The sequence below is a fragment of the Stenotrophomonas maltophilia group sp. RY12688 genome, from assembly GCF_052149045.1.
In the GTDB taxonomy this organism is placed as follows: Bacteria; Pseudomonadota; Gammaproteobacteria; order Xanthomonadales; family Xanthomonadaceae; genus Stenotrophomonas; species Stenotrophomonas sepilia.
Map to the genome: position 1 here is coordinate 3,630,028 of NZ_CP197389.1, position 16,209 is coordinate 3,646,236.

15 protein-coding genes are annotated in these 16,209 nt (G+C 66.3%); 7 read left to right on the top strand and 8 right to left on the bottom strand.

Annotated features, from left to right (window positions below):
• Window positions 1–19 precede the first annotated feature (19 nt).
• Complete coding sequence (locus ACS0OT_RS16840) at window positions 20–757, top strand: endonuclease/exonuclease/phosphatase family protein (protein ID WP_005419292.1); 738 nt, start codon at window positions 20–22, stop codon at window positions 755–757.
• Between the two features lie 82 nt (window positions 758–839).
• Here ACS0OT_RS16840 and ACS0OT_RS16845 read toward each other — a convergent pair whose 3' ends face one another.
• Window positions 840–1,715, bottom strand: a complete 876-nt coding sequence (locus ACS0OT_RS16845; RefSeq protein ID WP_065185387.1) for an EamA family transporter — start codon at window positions 1,713–1,715, stop codon at window positions 840–842.
• A 72-nt stretch (window positions 1,716–1,787) separates the two neighbouring features.
• Here ACS0OT_RS16845 and ACS0OT_RS16850 point away from each other — a divergent pair, with 72 nt between their 5' ends.
• The 3 genes from ACS0OT_RS16850 to fhuE all read left to right on the top strand — a co-directional run bounded on the left by ACS0OT_RS16850 (window position 1,788) and on the right by fhuE (window position 5,235).
• Complete coding sequence (locus ACS0OT_RS16850) at window positions 1,788–2,270, top strand: Lrp/AsnC family transcriptional regulator (RefSeq protein ID WP_164093299.1); 483 nt, start codon at window positions 1,788–1,790, stop codon at window positions 2,268–2,270.
• Between the two features lie 77 nt (window positions 2,271–2,347).
• Window positions 2,348–2,899 (top strand): M23 family metallopeptidase, encoded by a 552-nt coding sequence (locus ACS0OT_RS16855; RefSeq protein ID WP_065185389.1) that lies wholly within the window; start codon window positions 2,348–2,350, stop codon window positions 2,897–2,899.
• Window positions 2,900–3,075: 176 nt separating this feature from the next.
• A complete protein-coding gene (fhuE, locus tag ACS0OT_RS16860; protein WP_442255905.1) occupies window positions 3,076–5,235 on the top strand; it encodes a ferric-rhodotorulic acid/ferric-coprogen receptor FhuE in 2,160 nt (719 codons plus the stop codon).
• Between the two features lie 133 nt (window positions 5,236–5,368).
• Here fhuE and ACS0OT_RS16865 read toward each other — a convergent pair whose 3' ends face one another.
• Window positions 5,369–8,179, bottom strand: a complete 2,811-nt coding sequence (locus ACS0OT_RS16865) for a TonB-dependent receptor (protein WP_442256455.1) — start codon at window positions 8,177–8,179, stop codon at window positions 5,369–5,371.
• Window positions 8,180–8,594: 415 nt separating this feature from the next.
• On the opposite strand from ACS0OT_RS16865, the gene ACS0OT_RS16870 reads away from it, so the two are divergent.
• Window positions 8,595–8,936 (top strand): hypothetical protein, encoded by a 342-nt coding sequence (locus ACS0OT_RS16870; RefSeq protein ID WP_139727656.1) that lies wholly within the window; start codon window positions 8,595–8,597, stop codon window positions 8,934–8,936.
• Between the two features lie 9 nt (window positions 8,937–8,945).
• Here the strand turns inward: ACS0OT_RS16870 and ACS0OT_RS16875 are convergent, their stop codons facing one another.
• A complete protein-coding gene (locus ACS0OT_RS16875; protein WP_019338425.1) occupies window positions 8,946–9,353 on the bottom strand; it encodes an ExbD/TolR family protein in 408 nt (135 codons plus the stop codon).
• Between the two features lie 151 nt (window positions 9,354–9,504).
• Between ACS0OT_RS16875 and ACS0OT_RS16880 the strand changes: the two genes are divergently transcribed.
• Both ACS0OT_RS16880 and ACS0OT_RS16885 read left to right on the top strand, forming a co-directional pair.
• Window positions 9,505–11,490 (top strand): transglycosylase SLT domain-containing protein, encoded by a 1,986-nt coding sequence (locus ACS0OT_RS16880; protein WP_262089874.1) that lies wholly within the window; start codon window positions 9,505–9,507, stop codon window positions 11,488–11,490.
• 198 nt (window positions 11,491–11,688) lie between these two features.
• Window positions 11,689–12,909: a multifunctional CCA addition/repair protein gene (locus tag ACS0OT_RS16885; RefSeq protein ID WP_139727660.1), complete on the top strand. Its 1,221-nt coding sequence runs from the start codon at window positions 11,689–11,691 to the stop codon at window positions 12,907–12,909.
• Between the two features lie 347 nt (window positions 12,910–13,256).
• Here ACS0OT_RS16885 and ACS0OT_RS16890 read toward each other — a convergent pair whose 3' ends face one another.
• From ACS0OT_RS16890 to ACS0OT_RS16910, 5 genes are all read right to left on the bottom strand, one after another.
• Window positions 13,257–13,691, bottom strand: a complete 435-nt coding sequence (locus tag ACS0OT_RS16890) for an SseB family protein (RefSeq protein ID WP_005419309.1) — start codon at window positions 13,689–13,691, stop codon at window positions 13,257–13,259.
• Between the two features lie 77 nt (window positions 13,692–13,768).
• On the bottom strand, window positions 13,769–14,128 hold the full coding sequence (locus ACS0OT_RS16895) for a helix-turn-helix domain-containing protein (RefSeq protein ID WP_069139190.1): 360 nt from the start codon (window positions 14,126–14,128) through the stop codon (window positions 13,769–13,771).
• The gene (locus ACS0OT_RS16900; RefSeq protein WP_065178056.1) at window positions 14,125–14,427 is read right to left on the bottom strand and encodes a type II toxin-antitoxin system HigB family toxin; all 303 of its coding nucleotides are present in this window, start codon (window positions 14,425–14,427) and stop codon (window positions 14,125–14,127) included. The genes ACS0OT_RS16895 and ACS0OT_RS16900 overlap by 4 nt, the downstream gene beginning before the upstream one ends.
• 49 nt (window positions 14,428–14,476) lie before the next feature.
• On the bottom strand, window positions 14,477–14,815 hold the full coding sequence (locus ACS0OT_RS16905; protein ID WP_139727664.1) for a hypothetical protein: 339 nt from the start codon (window positions 14,813–14,815) through the stop codon (window positions 14,477–14,479).
• Entirely contained in the window at window positions 14,812–15,855 is a 1,044-nt protein-coding gene (locus tag ACS0OT_RS16910; RefSeq protein WP_005419313.1) for a S41 family peptidase, read from the bottom strand. The genes ACS0OT_RS16905 and ACS0OT_RS16910 overlap by 4 nt, the downstream gene beginning before the upstream one ends.
• Window positions 15,856–16,209 lie beyond the last annotated feature (354 nt).

Consider the following 16,209-nt stretch of genomic DNA (forward strand, 5'->3'; position numbering starts at 1 on the left):
CCGTACACGGACCCTGCGCTTGCTGACGGCCAACATCCAGGCCGGCTCAAGTACCCGCCGTTACAGCGACTATGTGACCCGCAGCTGGTCACATGCGCTGCCGGCGGGTCGCAAGCGCAGCAGCCTGGACGCGATCGCCACCCTGGCGCGCGAACATGACATCGTCGGCCTGCAGGAGGCCGACCCGGGCAGCCTGCGCTCGGGCTTCACCAACCAGACCCATTACCTGGCCCAGCGCGCCGGCTTCAACTACTGGAGCCACCAGCCGAACCGGCGCATGGGCGGGGTCGCCTCCAGCGCCAATGGCCTGCTGAGCAAGCTGGAACCGGTGGAAGTGCAGGACCACGCCCTGCCCGGCCGCATCGGCGGGCGCGGCGTGCTGCTGGCCAAGTTCGGCGATGGTGCCGACGGCCTGGCGGTGGCGGTGGCCCATCTGTCATTGGGCGCGGGATCGCGGATGTCGCAGCTGGGCTTCATCGCCGAGCTGCTGTCCGACCACCCCAACGCGGTGCTGATGGGCGACTTCAACTGTCTGGCCGAACGCCCGGAAATGCAGGTGCTGTACCAGAAGACCCGACTGCAACCGCCCGGCTGCATCGTGCCGACCTTCCCCAGCTGGCGCCCCGACCGCGCCATCGACCACATCCTGGTCAGCAGTGGCCTGCAGACCCGCACCGTGGAAGCCGTGCCGGCCGCGTTCTCCGATCACCTCGCCCTGGCGATGCAGATCGACGTCCCGGCCGACGCCCTGCGCTGAACCGCCCCCCTGGTAGGTGCGGACCGCTGGTCCGCACGCCGCTCTGGTGGGTGCGGACCGTTGGTCCGCACGCTCTCTGCCGCTACCCGGCCTGGACCACCGGCACCTTCAATCGCCGCGCGGTCATCGTGCTGCCCACCGAAGCCAGCACCGTGCAGCCGATCGCCAGCCACTGCAGCCCGTGCAGGTGTTCGTGCAGCAGCAGCATCGCCCACAGCGCGGCCACCGCCGGCTCCATGCTGATCAGGATGCCGAAGGTCTCCTTTGGCAGGCGCTTGAGCGCCATCATCTCCAGTGACATCGGGATCGCGCTGGACACCAGCGCCACCAGCAGCCCGGCTGCCAGGATCTTCGGGTCGAGCAGCGCGGCACCGGCATGCACCACGCCCACCGGCACCACCACCAGCGAAGCCGCCAGCAGCCCCAGCGACACCGAATGCCCGGCGTGCAGGTGTCCGGCACGCTTGCCGAATACGATGTAAAGCCCCCAACACGCCGCTGCGCCCATCGCATACAGCACGCCGGTCGGATCCAGCGCCCGGCCGCCGCCCAGCGGCAGCAGCAGCAACAGCCCCACCGCCGCGCAGCCCACCCAGAGGAAATCGATCGGGCGCCGTGATGACAGCATCGCCACCGTCAGCGGCCCGGTGAACTCGATGGCCACCGCGATGCCGAAGGGAATCGTGCGCAGGGCCATGTAGAACAGCAGGTTCATCAGGCCCAGGGTGAGCCCGTAGCGCAGGAGGGTGATCGCATCCGCGCGGCCGGTCTTCCAGCGCCACGGCCGCCAGAACAGCAGCAGCAACAGCGCCGAGAAGCCCACGCGCAGCGCGCTGGTGCCCTGGGCGCCGATCAGCGGGAACAGGTGTTTTGCGTAGGAGGTGCCGATGGCCAGCGAGGTGACCGAGCCAAGCACCGCCAGCGCCGGCAACATCGGCGCGAGTCGTGAGGTCTGCATGGGCAAAGTCTATTGCGCCCGCGCCGAGCACTTGGCTCAATTGACAGCCCGTTCGTGCAACTTCTGCTCACCATGGCTACCGCCCCCGTGCTCGACAGCCTCGACCGCGCCATCCTCGGCCTGCTGCAGCGGGACAACACCCTGCCGCAGCGCGAGATCGCCGAGGCCGTGCACCTGTCCACCCCAGCCGTGCAGCGCCGCATCAAACGCCTGCAGGACAGCGGTGTGATCGCGGCCAACGTGGCGGTAGTCGCCGCAGCCAAGGTCGGGCGACCGCTGACCATCATCGTCGAGGTGCGCGTGGTCAGCGAGCAGCGCGAACGCGTGGCGCCGTTCAAGCGCCGCGTGCAGGACGACCCGGCGGTGCAGCAGTGCTACTCGATCACCGGCGACGGCGATTTCCTGCTGCTGGTGTCGGCCGCGTCGATGGAAGAGTACGAGGCGATCACCGAGCGGCTGTTCGGTGGCGATGACAACATCGAGCGCTTCCGCACCTCGGTTGCACTGGGAACGTTGAAGCGCAGTTTCGAAGTGCCACTGGACCCGGTTCTGTAGCGCTGAGCCATGCTCGACTGCGCTTTGACCGCAAAGCAACAGCCGCCGAGCATGGCTCGGCGCTACAGTCGGAGACCATGAACACATCGCCCTCCCCCGCCCGTCGCCTGCGCCGCTGGCTGCTGCGCGGCCTGTGGCTGGTCATCGCGATCGTTGCCGCCATGGCACTGTGGAACAGCCCATGGGCCGCTGCACCGAAACTGCTGTGGACACTCTCGCGGATGCCTCCGGCCACCGAGCTTCCGGTGCCGGTGGAAGGTGTGCGGCCCCGCCAGATCGCCGATACCTTCGGCGCCCCACGCGGCCGTGACCGCTCCCACGCCGGCATCGACATCTTCGCCAGGCGCGGTACCCCAGTGCGCAGTGCCACCGCCGGCGTCGTCGTGGATGTCAGCGACCGCGGCCTCGGTGGCCGCCAGGTGTGGGTGATCGGGCCCGGGCGCGAGCGCTACTACTACGCCCATCTGGACGACTGGGCCGAGGGCCTGGCGCGCGGCCAGGTGGTCCAGGCCGGCGACCTTCTCGGCCACGTCGGCGACAGCGGCAACGCCAAGGGTACGCCGCCGCACCTGCACTGGGGCATCTACGGCACCGACGGCGCGCGCGATCCACTCCCGCTGCTGCGCTGACCCAGCCCACACCCGGATCATCGGATCGATTCGTTCATTATTTGTAAATAGGAATAGTTCGTATTACGATTTCTTTCGTTTCCGGTGGCGCCAGGACGGCCTGCCCGCCCTCCCCCTACCCGTAGCGCCTCGCCTTCTGGATGCCGGCCGAGCGCGCGTGCTCGTCCAGGACCCCCATGACCCGTTCCGCCTTCCGTACCCCGCAGCCGCAACGGCTGTTCGTTGCCGTGCTCGCCGTTCTCTGCGCCGTGGCCCCGGCCGCCTTCGCCGACACCGCCGCCGACCCGACCACGCTCGACAAAGTGGTGGTCAAGGGCGAACGCGCCGAAGGCTATTCAGTGCGCCGCACCTCGGCCGGTACCCGCTTCGACCTGGCGCCGCGCGAGATCCCGCAGTCGCTCAGCATCATCAGCCACCAGCGCATCGAAGATCAGAACCTGGACGACATCATCGACGTGCTGGCCAACACCACCGGCGTGACCAGCACCCAGTCCGACAGCGAGCGCACCGAGTTCTACGCGCGCGGGTTCTACATCGATGCCTACCAGTTCGATGGCCTGCCCACGCAGATGGTGCAAAACTGGAGCTATGGTGATTCCGGCCTGGACCTGGCGCTGTACGACCGCGTGGAAGTGGTGCGCGGCGCCACCGGCCTGCTCAGCGGCGCCGGCAATCCGTCCGCATCGGTCAACCTGATCCGCAAGCACGCCGACAGCGCCGAGCTGGCCGGCAGCGTGTCGGTGAACGTGGGCAGCTGGGGCCGCACCCGCACCACGGTGGACGTGGGCAGCGCACTCAACGCCAGCGGCACCGTGCGCGGCCGCGTGATCGGCAGCTATCTGGACACCGACGGCCAGATGGACCGCTATAACCAGCGCAAGACGCTGGGCTACGCCGTCATCGACGCCGACCTGACCCCGGACACCCAGCTGAGCGTGGGCTACGACTACCAGCAGAAGCGCGCCAATGGCGCGACCTGGGGTGGCTTCCCGATGCTGTACTCCGATGGCTCGCGCACGGGCTACGACGAATCGTTCAACGCGAGCCCGAAGTGGACCTACTGGGACACCACCAGCAAACGCGCCTTCGCCACCCTGCAGCACGCCTTCAGCAATGGCTGGAAGTTCAAGGTCGGTGCCACGCACGATGAGACCAAGGCTGACGACAAGCTGTTCTACCCGGCCTACAACGACTGGACCACGGGCGCATCGAACTTCGACAAGACCACCGGCGCGGGCATCTCGCCGTCCGCGGGCTTCTACAACACCGAGCGCAAGGTCACCGGCGTCGATGGCTACGTTGATGGTCCGTTCCAGCTGTTCGGCCGCGAGCACCAGTTCATGGCAGGCCTGAGCTACAACAAGCGCGAGTACGCCAACTACGGCGACTACCAGGTCGGCGGTGCCGGCCAGACCTGGGATCCGTTCGCAAGCTATCTGAACTGGACCGGCAACATCAGCGAGCCGAACTGGAACCCGCTGACACTGGCCAGCGAGGGCACCATCACCCAGAAGGCCGGCTACGCGGCCGCGCGCCTGTCGCTGGCCGATCCGCTGAAGCTGATCATCGGCGCCCGCTACACCGACTGGAAGAGCGAGGGCGAAGGCGCCGACCGCGCGCACAAGGTCACCACGCCGTACGCCGGGCTGGTGTTCGACATCAACGGCACGTACTCGACCTACGCCAGCTACACCGAAATCTTCCAGCCGCAGACGCTGAAGGACCGCAACGGCAGCTACCTCGATCCGGTCGATGGCAAGAGCTACGAAGTGGGCGTCAAGGGGGCGTGGTTCGACAACCGCCTGAATGCCTCGCTGGCGGTGTTCCGCATCGAACAGGACAACGTCGGCCAGGCCACCGGTGAACCCGTGCAGGGCAGCCAGAACGAGTTCGCCTATCGCGCCGCGCGTGGCACGGTCAGCCGCGGCTTCGAATTCGAGGTGAACGGCGAGCTGGCACCGGGCTGGAATGCCACCTTCGGCGCATCGCGCTACGTGGCCAAGGACATCAACGGCGCCGACATCAACACCAACCTGCCGCAGACCGCACTGAAGCTGTTCACCAGCTACACCCCGCAGTCGCTGCAGGCGCTGACCGTCGGTGGCGGTGCCAACTGGCAGAACCGCATCTACTACCCGTTACCGGCCTACGGCCGCATCGAGCAGGAAGGTTACGCACTGGTCAGTGCCTTCGTGCGCTACCGCATCTCGCCGGAGTTCAGCGTGCAGGCCAACCTCAACAATCTGCTGGACAAGAAGTACTACTCGCAGATCACCGGCTACGGTGCCTACGGCGATGGCCGCAATGGCTCGCTGACGTTCACCTGGGCGTTCTGATCAGACGCGGGGTACGACCGCCCCGCACCTGTAGAGCCGAGCCCATGCTCGGCTCAGAGAATCAGCCGAGCGCGGACTCGGCGCTACATCCGCAAGGCAGCGCCGGAACTGACCGGCGCTGCCCCCCCTCACATCAGAACCGCAGGTCCGCGCGCAGGTACCAGTAACGACCGCGCGGGATGTCGTAGGTCGAAGCGTCATACCCGTTCAACGAGCACGACAGGCAGATCGGCGGATCCTTGTCGAACACATTGTTCAGGCCCGCGGTCAGCTGCAGCCCCTTCATCCAGTCGATCTTGTAGCCCACCTGCATGTCGTGGAAGGTGGTGGCCGAGAGCGTGTTGGTGCCGGCTGCCTGGTTGCTGCACACCGGGAATGCCACGGCATCGCCGCAGTTCTCGGTCAGTTCGGAGATGTGCCGCACCGTCCAGTTCGCACTCCAGCGATCCATCGTCCAGGCGATGCTGGCGTTGCTGGTCCACTCCGGAATGGAGCTGTCGGCCACTTCCACGCCCGGCTTCTGCGGCTGCTTCTGCCCGGCCGCGCCGGTGGCTTCGTAACGACCGACGAACGTGTTCTTCCAGGCCAGCTTGAACTGGCCGAAGGAGGTCTGCGGCAACGTCCAGAACAGGTCCACGTCCCAGCCGTCGGTCTTGATCGAGCCCAGATTGGTCAGGCGGTTGTTGAAGCTGCTGACCGCACCCGTGCTGGCGCGGGTGATGCCATCGCAGTACACCGGGTCAAGCGTGTCCACGCACAGGTCCAGCTGGGTCTGCGCGTTGATGGCCTGGATCGCACCATCGATGGCGTGGCGGTAGAAGGTCACCTCCACATCGAAGCGCTCCGACCACGACGCGTTGTTGCCGAACCACGGGCTCCACACGAAGCCGGTGCTGAAGCTGCGCGAGCGCTCCGGTTCCAGATCACGATTGCCGCCGGTGGTCACCGAGATCTGCGAGTTGGCCTGCTGGAAGCCGGCCGGCACGCCCAGCGCGGCACAATTGGCGGCACTGCCACGCGGCGGCGTACCGCCCAGGCCCACCGAGCACGGATCGAACAGCTGCAGGTCGGCACGTGCGGCCGAGCCGTACAGTTCGCCAATGGACGGTGCGCGGAAACCCTCGGCGTACGTGGTGCGCAGCACGAAGTCATCGGTCACCTGCCAGCGCAGGCCGTACTTGGGCGTGAACTCGCCACCGAAAGTGGAGTAGTCCGAATAGCGGCCGGCCAGGCTCAGGTCCAGCTTCTTGCCGAACGAGGAGTCGGCGAAGATCGGCACGCTCAACTCCAGGTAGGCCTCGTTGACGTCGTAGGAACCGGAGGTCGGCTGCGACGGCACGCCGTTGTAGTGGCCGATCACGGTCAGCGGATCCGGCTGGTACCAGCCCTCGTACTTGCGGTACTCGAAACCGGTGGCGAAGGACACCGGGCCGGCCGGCAGCGAGAACAGCTCGCTGGACAGGTTGGCGGTGAACAGGCTCAGCTCGTTCTGGCTGCGGTCGTGCACCACCGGCTGGATCCACTTCAGCATGTCCGGGGTGATCGAACCGACGCCACCGAAGATGTTCAACGGCACGCAGCCCGGGGTTGCCGCGCACACCGCCGGGTCGCCCAGCGCCATGTTGACGTTGTAGATGTTGTAGCTGCCGTAGTTGGTCTGTTCGGCCTTGTTCTTGCTGTACATGCCGTTGACGTCCCAGTACCAGCTGCGGTCAGCCGCCTGGAAGTTGCCGACGAAGCCGGTGGCGAAATACGTGGTGTCCACTTCCTGCTTGAACACGCGCGCGCCGCCTTCCACCGGGCGGCGGCCGATCAGGCTCAGGTTGTCACCCGAGACCAGGTCGAAGCCGAACGGGTTGTACGGATTGAGCGCGGACACGGTGATGTTGTCGGCCAGCGGATTGCCGGTGGCGCCATCGGGGCCGAAGAACAGCGGCTCCGGGCCGGCCTGGTTGGTCGACTCACGACGGTTGCCCAGTGCCTTGACGTACCACTGCACGTTGTCGGTGATGTCGAAGCGGAACTGACCGAACAGGCCCTTGCGCTCCGAGGGCGTCAGCACCATGTTGTACTCGGCGAAATTGAACCGGTCGGCGCTGGTGAAGCAGTGGTAGTCATCGGTGCGCGCGCAGCCGGCGCTGCCGTCGTAGCGCGGGTTGCTCACGCCGGTATTGGGCACGATGTTCTGCACCGCGCCGGTGTTCGGGTCGGTGAACATGAAACGACCCTGCGGAATGCCACCGCTGCCGAACGCCAGCCCGGTGCCGGGAATCGGGAAGCGCGACTGCTCGCGGTCCTTGGCAAACACCGGATCCTGCTTGGTCCAGCTGGCGCCCAGGAACAGGCTGAAGCGGTCGCCGCTCTTGCCCCAGGCCAGGTCCACGCCCTTCTGCGTGCCATCGCCCTTGCTGTACTCGCCATAGTTCAGGGTCACCTGGCCGCCATCGAAGTCACGGCGGGTGATGATGTTGACCACGCCGGCAATGGCGTCGGAACCGTACAGCGACGACGCGCCATCTTCCAGCACTTCGATGCGCTCGACGATGGCCAGCGGAATGGTATTGAGATCGGTGGCCGAGCCGACGCCGGATGCGGATGACTCATTGACCCAGCGGATGCCGTCGACCAGCACCAGCACGCGCTTGGCGCCCAGGTGGCGCAGGTCCACCTGCGCCGAACCGGCACCTACACCACTGCCATCGGGCGGGAAACCGAAGTTGCCGGACGAGTTGAACTTGGCGTTGAGCGCCGAACCGGAACCGGTGAGCTGCTGCAGCACTTCGCCGATCGAGGTCAGGCCGGTGCGTTCGATATCGCCGCGCGTCAGCGTCTGGATCGGCACCTGGCCCTCCACCTCAGCGCGCTTGATGCGGGTACCGGTGACTTCCACCGCATCCAGGTTGGTGGTGGATTGTGCAGCGGCACCCAACGGTGCCAGGGTCATCACGCACAGCGCGACGGCAACCGCCAAAGGGCGGTGGTGCAGGTGATTCATTCGCTCTCTCTCCAAAGGAATGTCGGGACATGGGCCGCCGCACTCCCTCCCTGCATGGCGGCGCCGTCTCCTTTGTAAACAAGTGGTAAAAATCGCGGCGTGATGATCGACACTCTTTCACGCGGAATTGACGCAATTGCAGGCCGATTGCGTCAGATAGCTGCAGGTTATGACCGGACGATACTGTTCACCGCAGGCAGCCTTGATGCAGGCTGCGACAGCGCGCGCCGGTAGCTTCCGCATTCACGGAAAAGGCCTTTGCCGGATCGTTTCAGGAATAGTTTGAAAATTCCTTCATTCAGGAGGCCCCACCAGTCGACCCAGCGCAGACTCGCACCTCCAGCCATTCGCGGGAGGGCCGAACATGAAAGCAGTGACTGCCGTGCCGGGCGTCACGATGGTGATGACGCTGCTTCTTTCCCTGGCAGGTGAATCGAGAGCAGGCGGCGTGATCGAGTGCAACAACTGTCCCTCTCCCAGCGATGCGGCCTTGGCCTCGGGAGAGGGACTGACGGTTGTGGTGGATTTCGAGAGAGCCGAGTTGACTGCTTTCCACGTTGAACATGACCCTGAGCGCAGAAAGTGGCGAGCACATCCGACCCAGGTTCCAGTGCAGATTGAAATGGCTTTTCTGCGGATCCTGGATGCGACGCTGTCAGCAGGGCAAGCGCCGCTCATGCAGCAATCACCGCATGAGCAGCAGTGAGACAACGCTCTATCGCACGAAGGCAATGCGCTCCATGCCAGTGGCTTCGGCCGCAGCCAATATCCGCGCCATGCCTTCGTACTCGGCCGCCGGATCGGTGGCGATGCGCAGCTCCGGCAGGTTGCCGGCATGCTCGCCCGCCTGTGCCTGCAGGCGCGCCTGCAGTTCGCCGATCGCCATCGGCTGGCCGTTCCAGCTGAGCTGGTTGGCAGCGTCCAGGCGCAGCTCGATCGGCGGTGGCGGTTCGGGACGGTCGACCACCCGATCGGTGGCCTGCGGCAATTGCACGGCAATCGGCCGGGCCACGATCGGCGCGGTCACGATGAAGATGATCAACAGCACCAGCATCACATCCACCAGTGGCGTGACATTGATGTCCGCCAGCGGGCCGCTTCTTCCTGCGCTACTGAACGCCATGTGCCGCTCCCTGCAGCCGGGCCGTTCGCCCAAGGCCGACGTTACGACGCCTCCCATCCGCTGCGGCAGTGGCCTGCGCGGGGTCATTCAGCTGTCGTTGCCGACGCTCGGCGTGCACGCAATGCGAAACTGAATTCAGCCATTGCCCGCTATGCTGCCCGCCATGACCCGACGCACTTCGACCGCCCTGTCCCTGCTGCCCTTGGCCACCACGCTGCTGATCGGCTGCGCCAATGCCCAGTCCCTCGATGCCCAGAACGCGCAGCTGAAAGCCGCGATCGCAGCCGCCGAACGCGGCCAGTTCGATCCTGGCCAAGCCGCTGCGCTCAGCCGTCACCCGGCCTATGGCTGGCTGGAGTACGCCAACCTGCGCCGCAACATCGATACCGTCGATACCGCGCAGGCGCAGGCCTTCCTCAAGCGCTACGACGGCCAGGCCGTGGCCACCACCTTCCGCAGCGTGTGGCTGCCCTCGCTCGCACGCCGCCAGGACTGGCCGACCCTGCTGGCCAACTGGGCGCCCACCGAAAACACCGGCCTGCGCTGTGCGCAGCTGACCGCGCGCCAGGTGACGGGCAAGGTCGATCCGCAGTGGATCAGTGAAGCGCAGGATCTGTGGCGCAAGAACGGCAAGTCGCTGCCGGACGGCTGTGATGCCGTTTTTGCCGTGCTGCAGGCACAGGGTGGCCTGAGCGACGCCCTGCGCTGGGAACGCATCGATGCCGCCGCCGATGCCCAGCAACCGGCGGTGATGCGCAGCGCTGCACGCGGCCTGCCTGCCGCCGACCTGGCGCTGGCGAACAATTACGCCGCCTTTGTCGACAAGCCCAATGCCAGCGCCCTGAACTGGCCACGCAACGAGCGCAGCCGGCGCATCGCCACCGATGGCCTGGCCAAGCTGGCCAAGGCCGACCCCGGCGCCACCGAGCAGCAGCTGCCGCAGTACGCCCAGACGCTCGGCCTGAGTACCGACCAGCAGGGCCAGGTGCTGTACCAGATCGCGCTGTGGACAGTGGCCTCCTATCTGCCCGATTCGGCACGCCGCCTCAACGCGGTGCCGGAGTCGGCCTATGACGAACGCCTGCACGAGTGGCGCGTGCGCGAAGCGATGTCGCGCGGCGACTGGCCGGCGGCGCTGACCGCCATTCGCAAGATGGGCAGCAAGCAGCGCAGCGACCCGCGCTGGCGCTACTTCGAAGGCCGCATGCTGGAGAAGACCGGCCAGGCCCAGCAGGCGCAGCCGCTGTTCCGCGAGGCCGCGCGCGCGCCGACCTTCCACGGCTTCCTCGCCGCCGACAAGCTGCAGCAGGGCTACACCCTGTGCCCGTGGAAGCCGAACGACAGCGCACAGGCACAGGCGGTGATCGCGCGCGACCCGGCCATCCAGCGCGCGATGGCGCTGTACCAGATCGACCGCGCTGGCTGGGCCGTGGCCGAATGGAACAGCGCGCTGTCGCGCTTCGATGACACCCAGCGCCGCCTCGCCGTGCGCGTGGCGCAGGACAATGGCTGGTTCGACCGCGCCGTGTTCGCGCTCGGCAAGCAGCCGCAGGAACAGCGCCTGTACGACCTGCGCTTCCCGCTGCATCACGACGCCACCATCCGCCGCGAATCGGCACGCAACGCGATCGACCCGGCCTGGGTGGCCGCGGAGATCCGCGCCGAGAGTACCTTCACTCCCCGTGCGCGCTCGCCTGCCAATGCCATGGGCCTGATGCAGGTGCTGCCGGCCACCGGTGCCAGCGTGGCCAAGTCGATCGGCCTGACCGGCTACGGCGGCGCCGACAGCCTGTACGACCCGGACACCAACATTGCCATCGGCACCGCCTACCTGCGCCAGCTGATGAACAAGTACGACGGTCTGCCGTACGTGACCATCGCCGCCTACAACGCCGGCCCGACCCCGACCGCACGCTGGCAGGGCCAGCGCCCGGGCTTCGATCCGGACCTGTGGATCGAGACCATCAGCTACAAGGAAACCCGCGAGTACGTCGCCCGCGTGCTGGCCTTCAGCGTGATCTACGACTGGCGCCTCAATGGTGATGCCCTGCCACTGAGCGACCGCCTGATGGGCCGCCTGGTCGACAAGCGCAAGAACTTCAGCTGCGCCGCCAACGCCGAGCAGGGCGGCGATTGATCGCACAGCGGTCGTGCCGGCGGCTGGCCTCGATCGGAATATGCACCGCCTGGGTGCTGCTTCGGGGTGGCGCGGCCTGCCGTGATGCCTCTGTATTGGTAGTGCCGGCCGCTGGCCGGCAACCGCAGCCATTCCGAAGCTGCCGGCCAGCGGCCGGCACTACCGGAACATCTGCGCCGGCCGTGCGATCATTCCCCCATGAAGATCTATCTTGTCGGCGGCGCCGTGCGCGACCGCCTGCTGCAGCGCCCTGCCGGCGACCATGACTGGGTGGTGGTTGGCGCCACGCCCGCGCAGATGGAAGCGCTGGGCTACACTGCGGTTGGCCGTGACTTCCCGGTGTTCCTGCACCCGAACACGGGTGAGGAATACGCACTGGCGCGCACCGAGCGCAAATCCGGCCGCGGCTATCGCGGCTTCGTGGTGGATGCTGATCCGGCCGTAACGCTGGAAGAAGACCTGCAGCGCCGCGACTTCACCATCAACGCGATTGCCTGCGACGAAGACACCGGCACGCTGGTCGATCCCTACGGTGGTGTGCGCGATATCGAGCAACGCGTGCTGCGCCATGTCGGTCCTGCGTTCGTCGAAGATCCATTGCGCGTGCTGCGCGCGGCCCGTTTCATGGCGCGCTTCGCACCGCTGGGCTTTACCGTCGCCGAAGAGACCATGGCGCTGATGCGCGAGGTCGCCGCCAGTGGCGAGCTGGACGCGCTGGTGCCGGAGCGCGTCTGGCAGGAACTGCGCAAGGCGCTGGTCAGTGAGCGGCCCTCCGCCTTCCTGCGCACGCTGCACGATGCGCATGCCCTGGGCCCGATCCTGCCCGAGCTGGAAGCGCTGTACGGCGTGCCGCAACGTGCCGAGTTCCACCCCGAGATCGATACCGGCATCCACCAGGAAATGGTCAGCGACATGGCCGCGAAACTGGCGCCGGGTGATGACCTGGTCGGCTTCGCCGCGCTCACCCACGATCTCGGCAAGGGCCTGACCCCGCCGGAGGAATGGCCGCGCCACATCATGCACGAGCAGCGCGGCATCAAGCCGCTGAAGGCACTGTGTACGCGGTTGAAGATTCCCGCCGAGCACCAGCAGCTGGCCGAAGCGGTCTGCCGCGAGCACTTGAACGTGCACCGCATCGACGAACTACGCGATGCCACCGTGCTGGAACTGCTGGGCCGCTGTGATGCGCTGCGCCGGCCGGAACGCGTGGCCCGCATCGCGTTGTGCTGCGAGGCCGACAAGCGCGGCCGGCTCGGTTTCGAGGATGCCGACTACCCGCAGGGCGAAACGCTCAAGCGCCTGCACCGGGCAGCGCTGTCAGTGCAGGCGCGGGACCTGGATACCACGCATCTGAAGGGCCCGGCCATCGGTGAGGCACTCGCCAAGGCCCGGGTGAAAGCCATCGCCGCTGCCCGCTGAAGCATCTGATGATGCCGGCTGCTGGCCGGCACCTTCACATCGCCCGTCTAACGACGGCGCTTCCGCGAGAAATGGTCGACAGCATGAGCACCCAACATGATGGGTTGCATCAAGAGGAACAGCCATCCACCCAGCCGGAGCGTCTCCACCGGATTGAACCGGGTGATGAACGCAGCTGCCAGAGTCAAACCCACAAGAAGGCCGATCTCATAGACCCACAGCGATCGGTTAGAACGCTTGCCCACGATGCTCCTCCCCATTGAACAGGACGCGCTTGCAAGCCATCGCAGCCGTCCTGCACCACGGGTAGTGCCGGCCGTTGGCCGGCAACCACGCAATCGCTGGATTCAGTGCGCCATGCCGCGGGTAATCGCCGCCGCACGCTGCTTCAGCTGGGCCACGGCATCGGGAATCATCTCCATGCCCACGTCCAGGCCCGGGTTCAGGACCAGGCCGACGCCGTCGCCGATACCGGCCAGCAGCGCGTGCACCGCGATCGGCATGGCATGCGCAAACTGCGGCAGCTGCTCGTGCCACAGGCCCGCGCGCTCGGGGGCAGTGAACACCGCGAACATCGGCTCGCCGCTCTCGCTGGTCAGCACCAGCGGCGAGATGCTTTCGTCCCAAGCGCCATCCTCACCAATGGCCTTGTCCAGCAGCACGAACGCCGTCGAAGTCAGCAGGCCGTCGAGGAACTGCGCTGCGGTCAGCGTACCGTCCTGGGCCTGCAGCAGGCGCACCTCGAGGTCGTTGAGGGGTTCGAACGGGGTGTCGTGGTCCATGGTCGGTTCCGGTACGTGGTTGCAGGGCAGACTTTAACAGGCCGGGAGTGAGGCACGGCAGCGTATCGGCAGGGGCTTCAGCGGCCGATGAGACTTTCTGCGGGAATGCCCAGGTTGCGGTGAAGCTTCCGGATCATTTCAAGAGTCAGACCGCGCTTGCGATTCAACACCTCATAGACACGGTTGAGCTGGCCGATGGAGGGCACCAGATCCTTCACGGTCAGACCGCCCTGCTCCATGCGGAAGCGGATTGCATCGATGGGATCTGGCGGCTCGATCGGGTAGTGCTTCGCTTCGTAGGCTTCAACCAGCGTTACGAGAATTTCAAATCGATCGCCATCTTCGCTGCCCGGCTCCGGCTCGTTGTCGACATAGGCCGAAATCATGCGCAGCGCGTTTTCGTAGTCGCTTTCCGTACGGATGGGATGGATGTTCATAGAAGCTCCACAGTGTCGGCGTCGATCCGGTCGTACTCGGCGTGGGTGCCAATGAACTTGATGTAGACCACTTGAAACCTGTAACCCACAGCGACGATGAGCCGGTAGCTGTTGCCTTTTATGTTGAACACCACACGACTATTGGCCACGAAACTTGCGCTTGCGTAACGTTGGCGTACGTCATGCGGTGTGTCCCAGACGGCGTGCCTCACTTCGTCATACCAGGACCTCAGCGCTGCTTCCGAATCAGGGTGACGTTCCCAGAATCGTTTCAGCGTCGCCAAAGCAACCACTTTCATTCGGATATCCTAGTCCCAATTTGGGATATAAGCAACCGTGTCATCTCCATCAGCGGCCGATGTATCCGTGCCGCCACATCCATCCGGCCACCGCCAGCGCGGCGCCCCCTAACAGCATCAACGGCAGGCCGAAGCGGTGCCGCCACGGGATCGGCACCCCACCCAGCTGCTGGTCCATGGTCTCGGTATCCAGCACCCAGCCGTGCTCGCAACGGGTACAGGCCAGTTCGTAGCGGCGCTGGTAGGTGAAGCCGAACAGCAGGTCGATGCGCGCCATTTTGTAGCGCAGCTGCGGGGCGAATTCGGTTTCGGTCTGGCAGCGCAGGCAGTGGTGGGCTTCGGTGGGGCCGACGATCAGCACCCGTTCCTGTTGACCGATCAGGATCATGACCGGGTGCCTTGGCAGGCGGGCTGGGCCAGCAGCCAGGCTTGGGCGGCGGCCACGGTGGCGGCGTCCCCGTCGACGCGCTGGTCGGGCTCGATCTTCAAGCCATCACCACGATCATTGCGGTCCCGCATCACGCTGGTGGTCAGCAGCAGGCGACTGCCATCGGCAAGCGTGTGCACGACATTGCCAGTGGAGACACCCGCAGTAGGCTGACCGAAACTCCGCGTCTGCGGACGACCACGCCACGCCAGCACCGAGGCCTCGCCCGAACTGCCGGTGCGCGGCCCGAACAGCACCGCCACCGGCGCGCCGGGCTGCCGCAGCACATAGCCGGACTGGCCGAAGTCCAGCACCGACTTGCCTGCACGCTGTACAGCGGTCGCGGTCAACGTCCAGCGCTCCGGCCCCTGTGCGGCTTCGAACGCTCCCACATCTTCGTTGTTCACCACCGAGGTGCGCAGCAACGGTGCCATGCCCAGCAGCATCGGCCACATGTTGCCACCGCTGTTGTCACGCAGGTCGACGATCCAGCCACAGCGCATGCCGTCGTCCTTGCTACGGATTACCTGCTGCCACCGCGCGGCGCGCTGGATGTCCTGGCGGAATTTCTCCTGCGGCGTCGCGCCGGGCATAGGGGCATAGCCCTCGATGACCACCCAGCCGATGCGCGCATCCACCGCATCGACGGCCTTGGCCTGGTCCACGGCGGCGGCACCGGCCTGCTGCGCGCGCGCAAGGGATTCACGCTGGCGCTGGGTCGTGGTCCATGCACCATGGTGGCCGGTGCTGAGCGCAATGGCTTCGCGCAGAACGGCCAGCCGTTGCGCGGGGTCGCCCTGCGCCGATTGCAGGCGGATGCGGATGGCGGGCCAGTCCACCCGATCGCGATACAGCGCCTGGCGTTCAAGCAGGCTGAGGATCTCGGCCAGGGCCTCCGGCGAGGGCACCTCGACCGTGCTTGGCGTATCGGCCATGGCGCCGGTCGCCAGCAACACGAACATCAGCGCGCCGATGCGACGCACTCCCTTGCGAACCTGCATGCGACGCTTCCTTGTCGTTGAGTCAGGACCGCAGCATAACCGGGGCATGATCGCTTGCGCCACGCGCGAACTGTCGTATCCGGCCCGGTCGCTGATTGCAGCAAGGCGGCTTGCGTGCAGTCACCACATTGCAACTTTGCCCATGTCATCGCGGCGCACAACGCGCCAAGGTGGCCCCCGTCGGCGCTTCCTGCGCTGACCGGGATTGGCGTCCTGAATGAAGCTTTTCACGAGCGGGCTTGCAACGTCGTTGCCTGCCCGAACAATGCACCGTCCGTCGTTCTGCGGCGGGCGGTGCGTGGGGATCCCCGGATCCGCCGGCGTCATTCCTCGTGAAGAGCTTCACCGGCACGC

Coding starts and splice junctions, on each gene's coding strand:
- ACS0OT_RS16845 (WP_065185387.1), bottom strand. CDS start 1,715: ATGCAGACCTCACGACTCGCGCCGATGTTGCCGGCGCTGGCGGTGCTT.
- ACS0OT_RS16850 (WP_164093299.1), top strand. CDS start 1,788: ATGGCTACCGCCCCCGTGCTCGACAGCCTCGACCGCGCCATCCTCGGC.
- ACS0OT_RS16855 (WP_065185389.1), top strand. CDS start 2,348: ATGAACACATCGCCCTCCCCCGCCCGTCGCCTGCGCCGCTGGCTGCTG.
- fhuE (WP_442255905.1), top strand. CDS start 3,076: ATGACCCGTTCCGCCTTCCGTACCCCGCAGCCGCAACGGCTGTTCGTT.
- ACS0OT_RS16865 (WP_442256455.1), bottom strand. CDS start 8,179: ATGACCCTGGCACCGTTGGGTGCCGCTGCACAATCCACCACCAACCTG.
- ACS0OT_RS16870 (WP_139727656.1), top strand. CDS start 8,595: ATGAAAGCAGTGACTGCCGTGCCGGGCGTCACGATGGTGATGACGCTG.
- ACS0OT_RS16875 (WP_019338425.1), bottom strand. CDS start 9,353: ATGGCGTTCAGTAGCGCAGGAAGAAGCGGCCCGCTGGCGGACATCAAT.
- ACS0OT_RS16880 (WP_262089874.1), top strand. CDS start 9,505: ATGCTGCCCGCCATGACCCGACGCACTTCGACCGCCCTGTCCCTGCTG.
- ACS0OT_RS16885 (WP_139727660.1), top strand. CDS start 11,689: ATGAAGATCTATCTTGTCGGCGGCGCCGTGCGCGACCGCCTGCTGCAG.
- ACS0OT_RS16890 (WP_005419309.1), bottom strand. CDS start 13,691: ATGGACCACGACACCCCGTTCGAACCCCTCAACGACCTCGAGGTGCGC.
- ACS0OT_RS16895 (WP_069139190.1), bottom strand. CDS start 14,128: ATGAACATCCATCCCATCCGTACGGAAAGCGACTACGAAAACGCGCTG.
- ACS0OT_RS16900 (WP_065178056.1), bottom strand. CDS start 14,427: ATGAAAGTGGTTGCTTTGGCGACGCTGAAACGATTCTGGGAACGTCAC.
- ACS0OT_RS16905 (WP_139727664.1), bottom strand. CDS start 14,815: ATGATCCTGATCGGTCAACAGGAACGGGTGCTGATCGTCGGCCCCACC.
- ACS0OT_RS16910 (WP_005419313.1), bottom strand. CDS start 15,855: ATGCAGGTTCGCAAGGGAGTGCGTCGCATCGGCGCGCTGATGTTCGTG.